Origin of the sequence: Pseudomonas abietaniphila (assembly GCF_900100795.1) — a bacterium.
GTDB classification, from domain to species: Bacteria; Pseudomonadota; Gammaproteobacteria; order Pseudomonadales; family Pseudomonadaceae; genus Aquipseudomonas; species Aquipseudomonas abietaniphila.
In genome coordinates this window covers 1-18879 of sequence record NZ_FNCO01000021.1, presented here as the reverse complement: position 1 = coordinate 18879, position 18879 = coordinate 1, and the positions used below count along the sequence as shown (strand labels likewise).

Genomic DNA, 18879 nt, shown 5'->3' with positions numbered 1-18879 from the left:
GAGTAGTGTCACACCCTGTATTTCCTGCCTTCTTAATTTCAGTCGAAAAAAACGGGACTCATAGAGTCCCGTGATACCTCGTTTATGAACTAAGCCAGTCGACCACCACCGAATGCGGCTCGGCGAGCCAATCGTTCCCATTCATCATCGGTCACCAGCGTGCTTGTACGCGTTTTCTCGTAACCGTTAACAGTCTTGACGTAATTCAACCGCACGAAACCCGCCGTGACACTTGGGATTGCTTCAAGCATGTGTACGTTACGGAACCCGTCGACATCGATGTTGACGGCTGAAAGCACCTGAGCGCGAAACATCTTGTTCACGAACGCCTTTGCCAGTAATAGCAGCACCTCGCCAACGAGCTTTGCCTGGGCTACGCGCTTCATCGTGAACACGGCCAGGGACAGGCAGAAAGATTGAGCGGTACGTTTGAAGGAAACAGCGTGTTGGATGCGTTGCATGGTCATTCTCCCGGGAAGTGCTAGGCCTTGCGTTGGCCTAGTACCAGGTAATGTCGAACACGCAGTTACAAGCGGTGAAAGACAACCTGAATAGGGCGGGTACCCATGGGAACGGCTTCGATGTCGGCTGCTCGTGTTTGTACGTATCTAGGGGCGCAGCTGTACATCGGCTAAGGCTCGTCTCCTATGCGCCTAACGCACGCTTCCTCGCATCCAATGAAGTAACCGAACAAACCCCGCTATCACTGTGCGAGATCTTCCCCGCCTAATGCCTCCAGCAACGCAGGCACCAGCTTGGACAGGTGACCTGCGTAGGTCAGAAAAGAGCCGGCGAAAGCTTCGGTCTCGTCTTCAGCGTCCGGAATCTCTGCTTTGATCGAATCGTGGAAGACAATTCGCTTGATGCTCAGCTTATCGGTGAGCACAAATGAGAGATTTTCCGAGAATGTCATGGCCAACCGAATCGGCCGGCGCCCCTCAAGGATGTGCTGGCGCACCTCGTCACGCTCAAGGCAGAGCTGGGCATAAGAGACTTTCGACTTCTCCAGGTCGAGGCCTTGGAGATGGACCTCACGATCGACTGTGAACTCATCAGGGGCTTCATTGTTCATCAACCATGAAGACATTGCAGACGATGGGTCCATCGCCGTCCTGATCAATGAGGCAGGGATAGAGACAGCTTCGAGAAGCTCTGTGACGACGTCGTCGGCCTTTCCCGGCGTGCCGGTATCAATTGCAATAAGACCGGCTACGCTATTGATCCATATGGTAATAATTTCCTGAGCCTCGAAAGCTCGGGGCAGTAACTCAAGCATCGACTCCTCTTTGAGCGCCTTCAACTGATCGCGGCTGGGCTTGTACCCCTTGTCGGCGAACATTTTGGCCGCTTTCTTTGCCACGTGCCTTTGTAGAACGGGGTCAGGGACGCGCTTCTCTTCAAAACAAAGCGCGAGGAGGTATTGCTTTTCAGCCTCAAAAACGAGTCCACCACCCGTCCTGGGAGGCACCCACCCCTGACTCTTGAATACATTCCCCGCGCAGGGTTTGAACGCTTTCCTTTCGAGCCTTTTCTCCAGCTCGGCAGGGCTTAGCTTCCAGGGTTCGGTCATCCGATATAGATGCAGGCTGGGAAACATGGGAGAGACCTATTAATTGCAATTATCAGGTAGAAATAATACTGCCAGATTTATACCATAGCCACACCTCTATCATTACGGTGAGAAAACAGCATGACTGCCCCTGCCCAGGTTGAACAACGAGTCCTTCAGCTTCGCGCCTCCATTGGCCTGCATGTCGATGCTTACCACACCCATGACGCCCCATTGATCACGGATGCCGAGTACGACGGCCTTTTCCGTGAGCTGCAACAACTGGAGTCGGACTTTCCTGAACTCTCTACGGAGGATTCTCCTACCCAACGTGTAGGCGGCGCCGTTCTCGAAGGCTTTGAGCAGGCTGCTCATGACCAGCCGATGCTGTCCCTCAAGGATGCGATGATCGAAACAGAGGCGAGATCTTTTGTTGAGTCGGTCGTAAACGAACTTGGGCAGGACGATGATGTAGAACTCTGCGCTGAGCTCAAATACGACGGCATGGCGCTATCGATCCGCTACATCAAAGGCAGACTTGATCGAGCCCTTACCCGCGGCGATGGCACTACCGGTGAAAATGTAACGGCTCAAGCTCGTACTATCCTGAATCTGCCTCTGACTCTGCCTGTTCCCATCGATCTCGAAGTTCGCGGTGAAGTGGTCATGCTGAAAAGGAATTTTGAGATCGTAAACAGCCGGCTTCGCAGGCTGGGTCAGAAAACGTTAGCAAACACTCGAAACGGTGCAGCAGGCAGCATGCGACAGCTCGACCCTAAGGTTACTGCTACACGCCGGTTGTCGTTCTTCGCGTATGGCGCATTTGAGCTCGACGGTCGTCCAGCATTCGAAGCGTCATCTCAGTGGGACCTGATCGAAGGTATGCGCGCTTTAGGGTTCAGTGTTGCCCCAGAAACTGCGTTGGTCCGGGGGTGGAACGGTGTACGGGAGTTTTTCGAGAGTGTGGGAAAGGGGCGCGTCGGGCTTCCCATGGACATTGACGGCGTGGTGTTCAAAGTAAATGCGCTCGATGATCAACAGCGTCTCGGTTGGAATAACCGAACCCCTCGCTTCGCGATCGCCTACAAGTACCCAGCGGAGGAAGTGGAGTCGATCATCGAAGCCATTGTGGTCCAGATTGGCCGAACCGGCGCCGCCACTCCAGTTGCCAAAATCAAACCGGTTCGCGTGGGCGGTGTGCAGGTCGCAAGCGCGAGCCTGCACAATCAGGACAACATCGACGCCAAGGGCATTTGCATAGGAAGCACTGTAATCGTGCGTCGAGCAGGCGATGTGGTGCCGGAGATTGTGCGCACTGTTCTCACCCCTGGCGACGAAGCTCTTACCTGTTATGTCATGCCTTCTGTTTGCTCGTCATGCGGGACGACCCTGCATCGCACTCCAGGAACCGTGGAGCTGTTTTGCCCGGGCGGTATCAAGTGCCCCGCACAGAAACTCGCGAAGCTTGCCCATTTCAGTTCTCGCTTAGGCATGAACATCGACAATCTGGGTGAAAAAACCATTCAGACTCTGATCGAGGCAAGGCTTGTGAACATGCCATCAGACCTCTATGGACTTGAAGAGCAATCGGTCCGTGAATTGCCAGGATTCGCGTCTGTCTCCGCAAAAAATCTCATTGCAGGCGTTTCGAGTTCTAAAGCGCCAGAGCTTCCACGTTTCATTTACTCGCTGGGGATCGAAGATGTCGGAGAAGCAACCAGTCGTTCGCTAGCTAAACACTTCGGTACCTGGAATTCTTTTCGAACAGCATCTTACGAGCAGCTGTTGGCCACCGCGGACGTCGGTGACGGCACTGCCACAAACATCTGCCAGTTTTTCGCGGACCCCCTGCTAAGTGCTGAAGCGGACCGGCTCGCCGAGATCACTCAGCCACAGAGTTATCAGCAGCAAAACGGCATCGCCATGAGAGGCATGACCGTCGTGCTGACAGGCGTATTCCCGACATTAAGCCGTGGGCAGGCCAAAGCCCTCATTGAGCAAGCAGGAGGCAAGGTTTCTGGAAGCGTGTCCAAAAAAACATCAGCAATTGTGGCCGGGGATGCGGCCGGCTCCAAGCTCGATACCGCTCGCGAACTGGGCATTGTGATTTGGGACGAGGCGCAGCTGCTCGCCATAGCTGCGAACTGACGTTACACATCGGCGTTCGGCATACCCAGACATCAAGTTTTCTCTGGAGAACCAGAAAATGGCAGGCAACCAAGACCACTTCAAAATCGATGCGAACGGAAAAGTCTACGAAGTTGATTTCAACTACGTGCGTGATAACGTCCCACTTGATTGGTTTTTCGAGCACATGCTCGACGCAAAAGCAAAACCCGCAGCAGGAGCCGTTCGTTATCACATCTGCCCAAACCCTGAATGCGCTGCTTCTTCAATCCATTCGGTAAAGGTAAGCGTTAAAGATGGAGGGTGGCTGTGCTACGCCTGTGGGAAGCAAGGTGACGTAATTGCAGCGGCAGCTTTTTACTGGAGCAAAACACACCGAGAAGCAGGCTTAGAGCTCATGCGCGCCGACATCGACATGCTGAAGCACTATATACCTCCAAAACCAGAAGATGCGATCCAGCGCGACGACAGCGCCTTGGCGTTGGTGTTGCAGAAGGTGGCAGAGGCTGTTCCCTATCCATGCAAAGACGCGCTGAAGTACTTCGCCGGCAGGGGTATTTCTGAAGCTGTGGCTCGTGAAGCGTCAGAAAGGGGAATTCTGATCACAATTCCTAACGACCCGTTCCGTGCTAAATCTTTTCTGACCGAGGTTGTTGGTCAGGAACTAATGGTCAAAGCCGGATTATGGAAGCCGGACAAAAAAGCTCCGGCCTGTGCATTTCGCCCACTCTGGTTTCGCTCTCAATCGCATTGCGCAGCGGAGTTCAGGTTGATGCGGGACGTAAAGGAAGGAGAAAAGAAGGCGATGCGCTACGGCGGAAAGTCTCCATGGATCTGGGAAGGCACGACCGACGAGTTCATGATCGTAGAGGGCCCCATCGACATGCTTTCCGCTGTCGAAATGGGATCAAAACGAACGATCTTTACTCTTCCAGGTTGCGAAAACTGGGAACCAGAGTGGTTCACCATGATGGCGGAGAAGAACGTCCTTATGGCGCTCGATCCGGATAAGCCAGGCTTTGCAGCTGTACAGAATCTGATGCCTGTGCTCCAGGCGCTGGATACAAAACTAGGCAACTACAACCCACCAAATCGCGTAGGTGACTTGAACGAACAGCTCAAACACATGCGTGGACTTTTAAGATAACCCACCACAGACCCGGCCAATGGCCGGGTTTTTTTTGCTGAAAATAATCTAAAACTGGTAAACGAATGAGCCCAGCAGAAGCTGGGCTATGTTTGCTCACTATCGCAGTGGCCAATTTGTCTGGCCGTGTGCGATTACGCCCGGAGTGCGACCGTAACGCTGTGCCAGAGAGGGAGCCAATTCGGGAAAGAGTTCTTCGATGTACGGGACCATCATGGCCACGTATGACTCGAAGGATGGGTGCTGACGCCATTGGCTCGCTTTGATAGCGCTAAAATACGAGCGATCAAACCATCCGCGTAAAACCAACAGTGCTCCCCCAATACGATCCTCCAAGGCGGCGGCACTTTTTGCCTTGGCGTAACCTTCCTTTTTCAATACTTCTCGCTCTACGTACGTGCCGGGGCGATAGCCGGTAATCTCGTGAACTTCCATGATCCGCTCATGAATCTCGCGATGCTGCTGCTGATCCTCCTTGAGATCAGCAGCGAACCGGAAGTCGCAGTAGAGGCAATGCGCGACCGCATTCGAGCCACCAGGTGAATCAAGGTGCTGGTCGATCACTGCTTGAAATCTTCGGTTCAGTTCATGGAAGTTGCGAAGACCGAGAAGGTCAGCCGCAGCAATGTCGAGCCGCTTGCCGTGTGGAAGTTCAGGATGGGCTGCTTTGAGTTTTTTGGCGAGGCGCTTGACGCTCTGCACGTCAGCGAAAGAAAGGGGATGTTGCATGATCAGCCTCCAGAGGCTGGGCCTGTTGTCCACTACGAGAACCCAATACAGGGTTGGTTTGGAACGGGTGAAATCACGATAGCGCTATTGCTTAGCCACAGTGGACGGCGGGCACCTACCGAAGTGCCTGTATCCAGATTACTTGAATCCTGAAGATATCCGCAAGTCTCCCAAAAAGGGTGAGCCTCGGGCTATAGGCGCTATTGGCTTTCATGAATTGAAGCCAGTTACCGTTGCGGCCGAACGGTGCTGTCAAAACGAGTGAAAATTGATGTCAACCGAGTGCAGTCAGCCAATAATCACACGTACACATACGTCTTTTATACTGCTAGTATTTGCCCTACAAACATGACCGGCCTGAAACCGTGAATCGCAGAGACTGCTTACTTTTCTCCCTAGGACTGATCGCCCTTGGCTCCCATCCGGCTACCGCCCTTGCCAGCACCTTCTGGGATCAACCTCGAAAGCTATGGCTAAAACGAGAGGTAAAGCCCGGCGTTTGGGAAGAGATCAACGAGGTCTATTTCGAAAAAGGAGGGTTAAGGTGGCCCGGGTACGTGAGGGCATGCAGGATCTTACGAGACGTGCATACTGGCAAAGTTGCGCAAATGAGTCCTGCGCTGATGGATATTTTGGCAGGAATTCAGGGGTGGTTTTCACTGCATGACATCCATGTACCTATCATCGTGTTAAGTGGCTTGAGGGAAGCCAAAACCAACGAAGATGCCGGCGGTGTAAAAGACTCAGCTCACCTTCGCGGCGGTGCATGTGATCTGACAGTCCCGGGCGTGCCCGTCGAGTACCTCAGCAAGCTCGCTTTGTATCTTCAGGGCGGAGGCGTAGGCGTGTATCCCACCCGCTCATTCATACATGTTGACGACGGAAAAATGCGAAGCTGGAGGGGATAACTCCATCGAGATCTGGCGCACAGATAACCATGCGCCAGATCGTTTGACGCGTCAAAACATGTTGGACCATGACACCTGGTTGGTCATAGGCTTGTGTGGCAGCATCGCCATATCAACGGCTCGAAGCGCTGGGTTGCGGCCGGTCAGGTACCAGCAGTCGTTCTGCTGAGAAAGCATGTACCGATCAGCTAAGCGCTCCAGCGCCGTCCGGTATTTCTCAGTGACTGCACCTTTTGATGCCTCCAACAGCAGATCAACCGATCGAATCCCCGGCTGATTCCACGCAGCGCGGGCCAGATCGTATCCCTCATCCCCACTGATGATGAAGATCTCATCAGCAACGGCCTCAGGAACAGGGTCGATCAAGAAAGGAAATTCAACCGGAAATACATACCAGCGCCGCCAGAACTCGTAATGGATACGCAGGCGAATCACATCTTTACGTGCACCCAGGACCGCGCAACACCGATCAAAGGACCAGTCCCCGAGTGTAGGCCCAAACACCCACTGGGCTGCCTTAACGTAGATGTCCGCGGCCATTTTCTTCGCAAACAATGCCTCGACGTTCGCCTTGATAATGCGGAAGGCCAGGCGGGGCACGCCCTCTTCGAAATCTTCCTCATCCAGCCGGCGCAGCGACTCCTCCTTTACTGATCGTCTTTGCGTTCCAAGGTTTGGTAGATTATTGAATGCGGCGAGAGCAAGTTCTTCACTAAGAGAAGGTGGCTTGACCACAGCTTCTTCAGCCCCCAGAAAATCCACTTCAAGACCGTCGACACCGTCATCAAAATCGAAGGCGTCAAGACCTTCGAAAATATTGGCGCTATCAAAGCTCTCAAGCCAGTTACGAACATCGCCAGGATCAGAAAGATCGCCACTATCGACAGAATGAACTTCAGGTCCGGGCTCATAGCTCACATCCTCTGCACTTTGGCTAATCATGGTTGACTCAGTCATTTTGCTCCCCCCTCAAACCGGCATTGTCTGGGTGAATTTGTCAGCCCCGGAAAGGGGGGCGTGATAGTGCCGAACTGGCCTCTCAAGAATCACTGGTGCACCCCTCACGCTAGAAAGCGTCATGGCCGTGCGAGCATCCCCCCAGTGCAGCGGATGGCCAGCTGAAACAGCGACAAACTCCGAGGAGCTGAGTACCAGCAGCCGATCGCGTGCTTCTTGGTTCGCGTCCTCCTGGGGTAGAAATTTCAAGTAAAGGTCAACGCTCTTCAAGCTCGCAGGCTTAAAGAAAACGATGCTCCGTGCCTTGCTGATGCACGTCTCGCGCAAGTCCAGCGACTCTCGGCCCAAGTCATCAAGAGAACCAGCCGAGACCCAGACATTCATGATTGGTTCTTTTTCTGCGGACAGCAGTTGCTCGATGGCAGGAGCGTTGCAACCACCGGCATCGGTAAACACGGCCAGTGCCGGGATAGAGCAGGGCAGTGCACTGATCCGGTCCATCGCTTCAGAGAGATTGGAAATGACAATACGGCGCAGGTTTGCGGCTGCTGAACCGCGGCCAACATAGGGGATGGCCAGGTAGATAATCTTCCCTGCGGACAAAGCTTCATGTAGGACAACGTCAGGCTTGTAGCTATTGAACACTTCGCCTGCCCGGCCGCTTCCCATCATGCACATGCTTCCTGCCAGGCCTGAAAACTGTTCCTTGAGAAGATCCGAACTCAGCCCGCCCTCCGTGTCGTGAAAAGCGCCAATCGCTTGCGTCAGCGCTTGTAGCTCCGAAGAGGAGGGATGCTCGATGGTCATATGATCGGCCAGCGCCGTAATGGCGTCAGGTTTCATAACAAACATGCCGAGATCGAGAAACGAGTATGGGACACCGAGCAGTTGAAGTGACGAGACGATAGCCTCAAGTAAAGCCCCGGTGATCAGCGGATTTTGGATACCTTCCGCTTCCTGGTCAGCGATGAAATTGAGCACATGGCTCGCAACTTTCGCAGGCGCAGTATGAAGGACTGGATTGTACGTATGGCTGGTCGCCGGTTTTGCGGGGTTGACCACCATGATGTCAGATCCGCGGCCGACAAGCTGGCTCGACTCGATCATAGCTTCGAGCAGTGCATCATTGATGGAGGGCCCTACAATTACCACGGCGCCGCCTGCCGCGATTTGCGCACGAATCGTTCCTGCGATCAGTAGCTCCTGACCATCTCCGCGCTCATCCACTAACAGGGTGTGTCCACCGCGCAAATGATCGACTTTTGCATGTGCATTATTCATCACGAAGCTCCGTTTGTTTTTTCCGACCGCCAGTAGGCAACCCACTGCCACCGAGGTATTTGTCGCTATTTTTGAAGAAGTCGGCGCCCTCGACGGGAATCTTCCGAAAATGATTGATGCGTATAGGTCCCATCTCTTTTTGCAGTTTCCTGTCGATGGTGATCATGGGGACCCGCACGCTGAAGATCTGGTCTCCGCCGTATTGAATGATGCATTCCCCTTTGCCTAGCGCCTTAAGGTCATCGGGGGAAACCTTGTATTCCTCCTGCTCACGCTCACCGATCGAAATCCCGGCAGCCGCACCGGTACCACCCTCAGGTGCGACATTCAGCAGGGGAGTACTACTGCTCTCGTTGTGGGTGCCGCTCAGGGATTTGGCGATGCCGATCTTCATCCCGATGAGATCTGCACACTCTTCAGCGGTCGCCTGGGTGCCGATTTTGAAGAAGATCTTCGTCCAGGTATTACCAATGACCATTTCTTTAAAGTCGGGCGAGACGACGTCCAGGTTGGCGAGAGTCTGCGCAGCAGGGAAAAGAGCCATCTGTGCGCTTCGCCCCTGCTCAAAAGGCCTTGCGAGGGAATGCACCGCATAACTACCGAGCTCATCCATGAAATTCAGATGTGGAGGGTTTGGCCGCTCTTCTTCGGGAAGCGCTTGAACCCACGAGATTGCGGTACGGAAATCACCGAGAAACATCTTGCCGAAGTTGGCGGCAGCCTCGTTTTTTCCCATGGTAGGCAGAGCAACATAGATGATCTTTCTGGCCCGAATCGCCTCAAACAAGTCGATGTCGGGGGTATAGGTGTTCATCACCTCACCGAACTTCCCGGTACCGAACATGTACATGCGGCCGCCCACTCCACCAAACGTCTCTTTCATGCGCTTGATGTCGACCATGTTTTCCATGCCCGGCTTACCGCCCACCTTGTATTGCTCAAGGAAAAGAGAGAGGTTTTTGGTAGCAGGATTGTGGGGCTGCGTTTTCTTGAGCCGTGTTTCCAGCTCCTCAATCGCTTTGTGGTTCATCAACAAAATGGTGAAGTCGATGAAGTTGTAAGCCAGCCCTGCTGCCTGTAACGCAGCCACGAGCGTGGTGATGCCCTGGTTAGCCGACTGCTTGTAATGGTCAGCTCCCGGGTTGTTTTCCGTAGACGGAATGATCGAGAGGATTCGCGACGCAACCTCATCAGGGTCGCCACGCAAGATTGGATTGTAGGTATTGCTGACTGATGGGTTACCAGGATTGAGGATCAGCAAATCCTGCTCGCGCCCTGCCCAGCAGCAGTACTGGTAGATCGTCTGGATATCGTCAGCGTTCATCTTGCCGTCGATAAACGTGAGGCCACCACCACGCTGGATTTGCTGGAACATCATCAACTTGCCCATCACGGTCTTACCCACCCCTGACTGGCCGAGGATGAAACCGTGGCGCATGAAATCTTCGTCAGGGATATAGACCGGCTGACCGGTATCGGTTGTGTACCCAAACAGCATGCCGTCGGGTTTCACCAAGTCGGTGGCTGACCGAATATTGATTTTGGATTCGAGCAGCAGCTGATTCTTCCAGAAATCAAAGACACGATTGCCCACGTATGCGCCCCCGACAGCGCCTAGCGCCAACGGGAGGGTGGACGGGACAGAGCTGAAGAACGGGGACGTAAGAAGCCCCCCCGCCCCGATCGAACTGAGCGCCAGCGTGTCCTTAAATCCACCTATTTTGGAGCGAAGTATTTGGTCCATGCTCATAAGAGGGAGCCTTTAGCTACGCATAAAAAAACCCGAGCCACCGTGAGGCGCTCGGGTTGTCGGGTTATAGAAATACACTCGACTGGGTAGTCGACGCGTCTTGATGCTTGTTCGATTCCGGAGCCGGAATGCGAAGCAGCGGAAATTGCAGAAGGGTCTGAATCTCCATTTTCGTTAAGGACGAGTCCTGCTCAATGGTCGCTCGTACAGCAGCTACATCAAACGACTCTCCCGCCTTCTCTTTTTGTGCAAGGCGATCTTTATATTGCTCATAGCGAGTAGGGCCACTGACCGACTGAGACGGACCAGCGTTGGATGCCTGGGATGCTTCCGTGGACTCAGTCGATTGGGTGGTGCTGGAACGCTGCAAATCAAATTTCGCCCTCAACCCTTCGACATATTTGTTGTCGTCGTATTTGCCCATGAAGACATCTGCGCTGAAACCGAGCATCGAAAGACACTTCGACGTCGCATCCGTCTGGCTCTTTTTGGCGTGATCTTCATCACTGGAGATAACACCGAAGTGATCCCTGGAAATGTAGGTGGTTGCGCCGAACTGTTTGACGGAGCCGCGATGGCCTTTGTAGAAATACCAGAGCTCCACGTACACCTTGTGGATGACCTCTTTGCCAACCTGAGCGTTGTTGACCATAAGGGGAATGCCGTCGATATAGGACTCACTGAGAACCTCGACCCCCCAACCGATGCCATACGGACCAAAGATCTCTGTTGCACGCTGGAACTGGTACATCGGTGCGATTGCCGTTCCAAGGAACCCGCCTTTGCTAAAGGCCTTGGTTACCTCCGGATCTGTTTCTTGAACCTTGCGCCACACCTCTAGGCCGATCGAAGCACCGGCATCAGGCTGCTTGGCCAAGTCGGAATGTCCCGAATTTTGCCCAGCGGATGATGCCGTTTCTGTTGAGATTTGCATTTTTTGACTCCTACGACTCTGCAAAGAGGGAATACCTAATGCAGGGGTATGAAGCACAGCTGCCAATAAGGTGTGGTGACGCCCAAGATTTAATTGCAATACTTAACACGTCACTATATTTTAGGCGCCACAAGAGACGGTTGCAACAGAAACCAGTCTGTCTGTATTATCTCTACGTGTTAACGCGTAACCACAGCCAACGAGTATCGTATGACATCCCTAAACAGAGCCATCCTGCTAGCCTCGATCGCCCTAGTCACTGGCTCCGCTGGTGCCGCCGATGTGCGTGAAGTAATGGTTCCGGACAACGTCGGGGTTGCGATTGAGCCGGCTCACTCTGCTCATGTGCTTGGTGAAGCCGTTCGCGATACCCAGATCAAACGCAGTCCCACCCAGTGGACAGTCACTGAGCCAGCACGCATGCGCGCACTGATGCCGGCGGATGAAGCTCGCCTCAACGCTGAAGATGCGAGCGCCGCTGAAGAGGCACGTCACACTCGCACCACAATTTATTTTGATTTTGATAAGAGCCATCCGCTGGCATGGACACCACTGATCAATGTGATGGGCGAGGCACTTCATGCAGGAAGCACCGTCACGGTCACGGGATATGCGGACGAGGTAGGGGCAGCTGCATATAACCAGCGTTTGTCAGAAGACCGAGCTATCGATGTAGCGCGATACCTGATCAAGCATGGGATGCAGAAAAAACGCATCAAGGTCCTGGGTCGTGGGAAGCGCGATCCGGTCTCAACGGTTGACTCCTCCAAAAACCGCCGGGTTGAAATTGACATCGTGAAGGCGGAAGGGGGTTCGCGTTGAAAGAGATTGATATTCCTCGGTATGTCGACAGCCAGATGCAATTGCTCTTCTGGGAGATTGACGAAGCAGCAATTTTCATCGGTTGCCTGGGTGCAGGTATCGCACTGGGTGGCTGGGCCACGATCGCGTCGCTTGTTGCCGGTTGGTATGCGGTCAAGCGTTTCAAGCGTTTCAAAAGCGGAGCGCTCGACGGCATCCTGATTCATCTCTGCTATTGGGCGGGTGTGATGACGCTGAACAAGCATTATCAGGACTCATCCAAACGTGACTACTTCTTCTGAAAAATTTGCATTCGGCGTATGCGTACGCGTTATGTATCGCGACTGCACAAGGGGCATTAGATGGACATCAAAAAAATGAAGGGGACGATGGAGGGGCTTTCGAGTTACGCCCGCTTCAACAACTTGGCCAACGTTTTCCTTGCGGTCGCGGTGTGCGTCCTTTCCGTTAACCAAATGGGTCAGCACGAGCAAACCCGCCTGGTCCCGCCGACGCTCGATAAGGCCGTGAAAGTCGGCTGGAACAACGCTGACGAGGAATATCTCAAGTCGTTCGGCATGTACGCGGCAATGCTGATGGGAAACGTCACGCCGAAGAACGTCAATTTCATTGCTGATTCGGTAAGCGCCTTCGTCGACCCAAAAATCTACCCAGACGTGCGCAAGAAGATGTTCGTCCTAGCGAATGATCCGGTCTTTGCCACTAACGCCGGTTCAGTTTCATGGACAGCGACTGACGTCGCCTATGAGAAAGCCTCTGACAAGGTTTTCATTATTGGCTCGATGGAGTCGCGAAGCGCCACCGGCCAATCCCGACCGAACCCTCAAGTGGTTGAGTACGAAATCAAAATGCGTGCCGGTCGGCCGTGGATTACCGGCATGGACACATACCCCGGCAACACACCCAAAACCCTCAAGTGGCTGCAAGGGCACCCCGCCAAACCAGCAGAACAAACCAAGGAGGCGCTTCAGTGAAACGCTCAGCCATCGCCCTCATCGTGCTGGTCTCGATTTATGGCGCAGCATCCAATGCTGCCGAGATTTCAGGCGTGAAATTGCCACCCGTTCCGACCGCTGAAAAGCGAACTAAACCTGTTGAAGCCCAGCCACTGCCAGGCCTCGGTGTCATGCCCGGAACCTCCGAAGAGCTGAGGACCAACGTCGTACGGGTCAGCTCTGACCGAAACGAAATCATCTATGTTTCGAGCACTCTGCCGAACCGTATCGCGACGCCCTTCGCCGAGCCGAAGTCGATCGATCAGCAGAAGAACGACGCCGATATATCACCTGTTGGTCAGTCGCTGTACGTGACGATGAAGCCAACCGGAAAGCCAGTTGCCCTGTTTGTAACGGGCTCGAATCCGAATGATCCAGTGATTTCGTTGACCCTGGTGCCAAAGGATATGCCTCCGCAGACCGTCGTCTTGCAGATGGACAAGCCGCAGGCCGAACCAGGTAACAAATCGGATGCCGAGCATGCACCTGATAGCAACGTTTACACAGACAACATTCGCTATGTCATGCGCGAAGCGGCACTGGGGAAAACCCCGGAAGGCTTCAGCGAAGGTCCACTGCCGGCAGCAGCGGCGAACATCGGCAACGTGATCGCGTATCCCAAGGTTCGCTACTCCGGACCTGAATACGACATCTACCGCTACACCCTTCAAGGCACGACTCAATCTGACGTCGACCTGGACGAAGGCACTTTCTATAGCGAAGGCGTCCGCGCTGTTTCGTTTTTCCCGACCGCCACTTTGAGCCGAGGGAAAACAACGGATGTCTACATCGTCTCTGATAAGTCGGCCACAGGGGATTAACCATGGCGTTCAAAGACGATCTTAAATCTAAATGGCAGGATCTCAGCCCAGCGGTTCGTTCCTGTATCGCGATTGGCGGCTTATTTGCAGTACTGATCCTGGCAGGAAGTATTCTGGTAGGTGGTGAAAAACCAAAAAACAAAAACGCAACTGACCCGTTGTCTGAAACCAAGTTGCTTTTGCCAAAAGGTGAAAACAACACCCCTGAGCAGGTTATGGCGCAACTTGCGGCTCAAAACAAACGCATCAAGGAATTTCAAGATGCCATTAAGCAAATGGAACAAGATCGGAAAAACGATCGCCTGCGGGACTTAGAAGAAGCCCAGAATCGTCGGCCCGATCCTGTTACGCAAGACGCTTTGCGTGAGATGAAGCGGATGAATGACAAGATCGAGGAGCTGTCTAAACAGCAGACCTCGAAGTCACCGTCGCCAGCACTTAACGCACCGCTCCCAGGCTACGAGGCAGCGACTGGTGCAAGTGAGCCGGCAGTCGAACCCGTTCAGGAATCATCCGGATTGCGCATCACCGGTGTAGACCTGAGCGGCAGGAAAGACGCCCCAAAGCGTGACGAGAAGCCAATCCCGGCATTGGCTGCGGGGTCCTTTTTCGAAGCTGTCCTGCTGAACGGTATGGATGCGCCAACCAGCGCAACTACGCAGAAAAACCCTGTGCCGACCACGATGCGCGTTAAGTCTGATGCGGTTTTGCCAAACAAATACAACGTCGACGTTAAAGAGTGCTTCACCCTTGCCTCCGGTTACGGCGTTCTATCCAGCGAAAGGGCGATGCTCCGTACGGAAACCATTTCCTGCGTCCGTAAGGACGGCAAGATCATGGAAGGCAAGTTGGAAGGTTATGTTGTTGGCGAAGATGGTCGCGTCGGTATGCGCGGTCGTTTGGTATCTAAACAAGGCCAGATGATTGCCAAAACATTGGTGGCTGGCGGACTTTCTGGTCTCGCTCAAGGCATGACACCACAAACAATTCCACAACTTAGCCTGGGTTCTAACGGTACTACACAAACTCAGACCGCAGACGCATCGACCATTTTGCAAACAGGTGTCTCGAAAGGTTTCTCCACATCGGCAAACGAAATTGCAAAGTTTTACATGGAAATGGCCCGCGAAATGACTCCGGTAGTTGAAATCGACGCTGGCCGTAAGGTGACCATCATGTTGGTTAAAGGTCTTGAGCTGAAATGAATAAAGGTATTTCTATGAAACGTACTGCAATCATCGCAGCACTGCTCCCTATTGCGCTGCTCAGTGGGTGTTCATCCTGGTTTAACACCGCGGACTCTGACGAGTTCTCCTGCCCGGGCATGCCGCAGGGAATCATCTGCAAATCGCCTCTGGCCGTTTACAAGTCCACTAACCAGATGCCGAAGCTGACGGACAGTGACATGCCCATCGGTCAGAAAGCCCCAAACGTCAAATACGGTGACGACCTGGGAAAGACTGCGAGCTCTGAGCGTAACGCCAAGATTTCAAACGGTATGCCAGGGCCCAAAGTCGCAGATCTGGCCCGTCCTGTTCGTGTTCCGGCACAAGTGATGCGCATCTGGATCGCGCCGTGGATCGACAGCAAGGACGACCTGCACTTCCCGTCATATCTGTTCACAGAGGTGCAACCGCGTACCTGGTCATTCGGCAAGGCTGAATACGCTGGTCAGGGGATGGTCGTACCACACCTTGAAATGTCTTCTGCCCCGACAGTCGATGTTCCTGTTTCCAAGCAACCGGATAAACCCAAACAACCAACCGATTACGGGCCTACAGCTGTACCCGGTATTCCACCAACCACTGACATCAACCTGAACTAATCAACAAACGGAGCTCCACATGAACGCACAAACTACCCAAATCCAAACCACCATGGCCGCAACTGCTGGTGTGAATAAAGTCGACAAGCGTGCGCTGGCTGCCGTCGCCTTGATCGCCTTGGCTGTTGCCGTCGACGTGACCGCCGGTTCCGACTCAACCTTCACCGATATCGTAACCAACCTCGACAGCTGGATGACCGGCTCTCTGGGTAAGGTTTTCGCACTCGGCGCACTCGGTACCGGCCTGGCCATCGGCGTAGTCAAGCAATCGGTGATGTCGGTTGTTACCGGCGTTGCTGTTGCCCTCTCTGCGAGCGTCGGCCCTGGCGTTCTGACCAACATCTTCACCGCAACTCTGTAAGCCACCCCAAGGCGCACTAGCCTCCTAGTGCGCCTTTTATCTGGCTCTGCCTGCGGGTTGTCCTCCAGGCCTTCCAAGCCTACTCAACCACACTACAAGGCGAACAGTGCAATGGCAGCCTCTCAAGCGACGATCAAAGGGGACAGGGTTACCCTGCCTCAATCCAAGTTGACGGTTCGTGCCGTCGATTCCGACTCAAAGATTTTCTTCTGTTCCGACGGCACCGAGCATTATCTCGGCGCATGTTTTGTATCTGACGCGTTGACCGGCGCCAGCGCTGCCACCGTCGACAAACTTCAGTCCGCGTTGAGCATGGGTTTCAAACCGGGAACCTTCATCCAGATCGCAATGCTGGAGAGCCCGGACGTAGGCGAATACATCGACGCGTACGTTAACAACAAAACCACTTCTGCCCCAATTCTGAAAGCCCTCACCCGACAACATGCGGGTCTGATTTCGGGTGGTGTTGATGTACCTCTGGTCCAGCGCAGCGGCGTTATGCTTAACCGCCAACGCGTCATCGTAACGCTGAAGTTCCCGTGCCGGAACGAGCGCCCAGAAGACATCGACATCGCCAACACCAAGGAATCCACGGATCGAGTGACTGAGGCTCTCAAAGCTGCATCGCTGAATCTTTTTCAGCTCGATGCAGTCGGCTATCTCGTGCTCATGCGCATCATTACGAAGCTGTGGGATGCCCCACGGTCTCATTACGATGAGACCCAGCTGATCAAAGATCAGATCTACTATCCCGGCGACTCCGTCAATTATGACGAAGCGTCCACGATCAACTTCAACGATGGTGCGCACTACGCAAAAGCACTCAGCGTTAAATTTTTTCCTCAGCGCACCAGCCTCGCCATCATGAACCACATGATCGGCGATCCTAATGGTTTGTCGAACCAGATCACCGATCCCTACTACATGGTCCTGACCATTCACTATCCGGATCAGGTTGTGAAGAAGGACCAGGTGAAACAGACATCGTCGATGATCAACCACCAGGTCTTTGGTCCGACATCACACCTGATCCCGATTCTGGGTTATAAGAAAAAGGGCGTGGACACCCTCATTCACGAAATCGAGGGCAAAGGCGCAATCATCGTGGAGGTAAACTTCACGGTATTCCTTTTCTCCCGAGACAAGGCCCGCTTGAACAAATTGTCGGCCGGGCTTCAGGCGTATTACACCTCTCTAGCGTTCGAGCTGAGAGAGGATCGCCGGATCTTGGAGGCGTTGTGGAACAACCTTCTGCCCCTCAACACTACTCGCGAAGGCACGAAAAACCTGTACCGCTTTCACACCATGGCGGTGCGGCACGCATGCCAGTTCTTGCCGATTCTTGGGGAGTGGACGGGAAGTGGAATGTCCGGTGCTTTGCTCCTGCTCACGCGCCGCGGTCAGCCAGCTCTGATTGACCTGTACGACTCCAGTACGAATTACAGCGGTATCATCTTTGCGGAGGCGGGCGCGGGTAAATCGTTCCTGACACAGAAAATCGTCGCTGATTACCTCGCGTCCGGGGCAAAGGTTTGGGTCATTGACGCTGGTCGCAGCTACCTCAAACTGTGCAAGATGGTCGGGGGGGAGTTCATCGAATTCCGACAAGACTCGAATGTGTGCCTGAACCCGTTCACACATATCGAAGACCTCCATGAGGAGATGGACATCCTGAAGGCTACCATTGCGAAAATGGCTGCACCTGAGGACATCCTTGACGACTATCAACTGTCGCGCATCGAGCAGGCCATCACGAGCGTCTGGGAAAAATTCGGCAAAACAGCCAACATCACGGCCGTGGCTGAATGGTTCATTTGCCAGGCCGATGATCCGGAATGCGTCCGTCTGGGGCGCCAGCTGTTCCCTTTCGCCGGCGGTCAATACACACGCTGGTTCGAAGGCGAAAACAATCTGGACATGAGCAACGCATTCATCTGCATGGAATTGAGCGACCTCAAAGGTCGACCAGCTCTCCAGCAGGTCGTACTGCTCCAGTTGATCTCACGAATCAACCATGACATGTACAAAGCCCAGATGGGGCAGCGCGGGCGCAAGAAGATCCTCATCGTGGATGAGGCTTGGGAAATGCTCGATGACCCGATGATGGCCAAAGCCATGACCGCAGCGTACCGCAAGGCGCGTAAAGAGGATGGTGCAGTACTGGTCGTGACCCAGTCCATCGGCGACGTGTATGCATCGGAAAACTGCGAAGCGATCGCAGCGAACTCCGCTTGGCAGTTCATCCTGCAACAGAAGTCGGAGTCGATTGATTCGGCCATCGACTCCAAGCAATTCAAGATCGAAGCTTACGGCGCGCACATGCTCAAATCGGTGCACACGATGCCTGGTAAGTACAGTGAGATTATGGTGAAGCGTAGCGATACGGATTGGGGCATTGTCCGCCTTGTGGTTGACGAGTTCCATAACGTCACGTTCTCAACCAAAGGTCCTGCACGAAATGAGATTCTGGACGATCTGGACCGTGGTGTAGACGCTGTGGAGGCTGTGAACACCTTCATGGAACGGCAGGCTGCAACCGCCTGATCAGGTTTGCCTTCGTGAGAAACTTAAGCCCGGCTGTTGGCGCTGATTTAAAACTGACCCACCCTGCCGATTGAAAATTGACCCAGGACGGATTGCTGATTTTTGCCCCAGCAATTGTGGATAAGCTTA

18 protein-coding genes are annotated in these 18879 nt (G+C 53.8%); 11 read left to right on the top strand and 7 right to left on the bottom strand.

The window, feature by feature from the left end; all coding sequences use genetic code 11:
• Positions 1–89: 89 nt before the first annotated feature.
• Both BLS87_RS28795 and BLS87_RS28790 read right to left on the bottom strand, forming a co-directional pair.
• Positions 90–461, bottom strand: coding sequence for a hypothetical protein (locus BLS87_RS28795; protein ID WP_074758159.1), 372 nt, complete (start codon positions 459–461; stop codon positions 90–92).
• Between the two features lie 242 nt (positions 462–703).
• Positions 704–1597, bottom strand: coding sequence for a recombination-associated protein RdgC (locus BLS87_RS28790; RefSeq protein WP_074758157.1), 894 nt, complete (start codon positions 1595–1597; stop codon positions 704–706).
• A 93-nt stretch (positions 1598–1690) separates the two neighbouring features.
• Between BLS87_RS28790 and ligA the strand changes: the two genes are divergently transcribed.
• Positions 1691–3697, top strand: a complete 2007-nt coding sequence (ligA, locus tag BLS87_RS28785; protein ID WP_074758155.1) for an NAD-dependent DNA ligase LigA — start codon at positions 1691–1693, stop codon at positions 3695–3697.
• Positions 3698–3755: 58 nt separating this feature from the next.
• Positions 3756–4823 (top strand): toprim domain-containing protein, encoded by a 1068-nt coding sequence (locus BLS87_RS28780; RefSeq protein WP_074758153.1) that lies wholly within the window; start codon positions 3756–3758, stop codon positions 4821–4823.
• A gap of 99 nt (positions 4824–4922) precedes the next feature.
• Here the strand turns inward: BLS87_RS28780 and BLS87_RS28775 are convergent, their stop codons facing one another.
• Positions 4923–5552, bottom strand: coding sequence for a hypothetical protein (locus BLS87_RS28775; protein WP_074758151.1), 630 nt, complete (start codon positions 5550–5552; stop codon positions 4923–4925).
• 365 nt (positions 5553–5917) lie between these two features.
• Between BLS87_RS28775 and BLS87_RS34960 the strand changes: the two genes are divergently transcribed.
• On the top strand, positions 5918–6460 hold the full coding sequence (locus tag BLS87_RS34960) for a YcbK family protein (RefSeq protein WP_074758149.1): 543 nt from the start codon (positions 5918–5920) through the stop codon (positions 6458–6460).
• Positions 6461–6511: 51 nt separating this feature from the next.
• Here BLS87_RS34960 and BLS87_RS28765 read toward each other — a convergent pair whose 3' ends face one another.
• From BLS87_RS28765 to BLS87_RS28750, 4 genes are all read right to left on the bottom strand, one after another.
• On the bottom strand, positions 6512–7417 hold the full coding sequence (locus tag BLS87_RS28765; RefSeq protein ID WP_074758147.1) for a hypothetical protein: 906 nt from the start codon (positions 7415–7417) through the stop codon (positions 6512–6514).
• Positions 7418–7429: 12 nt separating this feature from the next.
• Positions 7430–8698 (bottom strand): type IV secretory system conjugative DNA transfer family protein, encoded by a 1269-nt coding sequence (locus BLS87_RS28760; RefSeq protein WP_074758145.1) that lies wholly within the window; start codon positions 8696–8698, stop codon positions 7430–7432.
• A complete protein-coding gene (locus BLS87_RS28755) occupies positions 8691–10448 on the bottom strand; it encodes a type IV secretory system conjugative DNA transfer family protein (RefSeq protein WP_074758143.1) in 1758 nt (585 codons plus the stop codon). The genes BLS87_RS28760 and BLS87_RS28755 overlap by 8 nt, the downstream gene beginning before the upstream one ends.
• A 64-nt stretch (positions 10449–10512) precedes the next feature.
• Positions 10513–11382: a hypothetical protein gene (locus tag BLS87_RS28750; RefSeq protein ID WP_074758141.1), complete on the bottom strand. Its 870-nt coding sequence runs from the start codon at positions 11380–11382 to the stop codon at positions 10513–10515.
• A gap of 210 nt (positions 11383–11592) precedes the next feature.
• On the opposite strand from BLS87_RS28750, the gene BLS87_RS28745 reads away from it, so the two are divergent.
• The 8 genes from BLS87_RS28745 to traC all read left to right on the top strand — a co-directional run bounded on the left by BLS87_RS28745 (position 11593) and on the right by traC (position 18750).
• Positions 11593–12204 carry an OmpA family protein gene (locus BLS87_RS28745; protein WP_074758139.1) on the top strand — a complete coding sequence of 204 codons (612 nt, stop codon included), beginning with the start codon at positions 11593–11595 and terminating at the stop codon, positions 12202–12204.
• Positions 12201–12485: a type IV conjugative transfer system protein TraL gene (gene traL / locus BLS87_RS28740; RefSeq protein WP_074758137.1), complete on the top strand. Its 285-nt coding sequence runs from the start codon at positions 12201–12203 to the stop codon at positions 12483–12485. Before BLS87_RS28745 ends, traL begins: the two co-directional genes overlap by 4 nt.
• A 60-nt stretch (positions 12486–12545) precedes the next feature.
• Complete coding sequence (locus tag BLS87_RS28735; RefSeq protein ID WP_074758135.1) at positions 12546–13178, top strand: TraE/TraK family type IV conjugative transfer system protein; 633 nt, start codon at positions 12546–12548, stop codon at positions 13176–13178.
• Entirely contained in the window at positions 13175–14020 is an 846-nt protein-coding gene (locus tag BLS87_RS28730; RefSeq protein ID WP_074758133.1) for a TraK domain-containing protein, read from the top strand. The genes BLS87_RS28735 and BLS87_RS28730 overlap by 4 nt, the downstream gene beginning before the upstream one ends.
• A 2-nt stretch (positions 14021–14022) precedes the next feature.
• The gene (locus BLS87_RS28725; protein WP_074758131.1) at positions 14023–15225 is read left to right on the top strand and encodes a TraB/VirB10 family protein; all 1203 of its coding nucleotides are present in this window, start codon (positions 14023–14025) and stop codon (positions 15223–15225) included.
• Positions 15222–15845 carry a type IV conjugative transfer system lipoprotein TraV gene (traV, locus tag BLS87_RS28720; RefSeq protein ID WP_208605218.1) on the top strand — a complete coding sequence of 208 codons (624 nt, stop codon included), beginning with the start codon at positions 15222–15224 and terminating at the stop codon, positions 15843–15845. Before BLS87_RS28725 ends, traV begins: the two co-directional genes overlap by 4 nt.
• Positions 15846–15864: 19 nt before the next feature.
• Positions 15865–16206 carry a TraA family conjugative transfer protein gene (traA, locus tag BLS87_RS28715; protein WP_074758127.1) on the top strand — a complete coding sequence of 114 codons (342 nt, stop codon included), beginning with the start codon at positions 15865–15867 and terminating at the stop codon, positions 16204–16206.
• A gap of 111 nt (positions 16207–16317) precedes the next feature.
• Positions 16318–18750 (top strand): type IV secretion system protein TraC, encoded by a 2433-nt coding sequence (gene traC, locus BLS87_RS28710; protein WP_074758125.1) that lies wholly within the window; start codon positions 16318–16320, stop codon positions 18748–18750.
• Positions 18751–18879 lie beyond the last annotated feature (129 nt).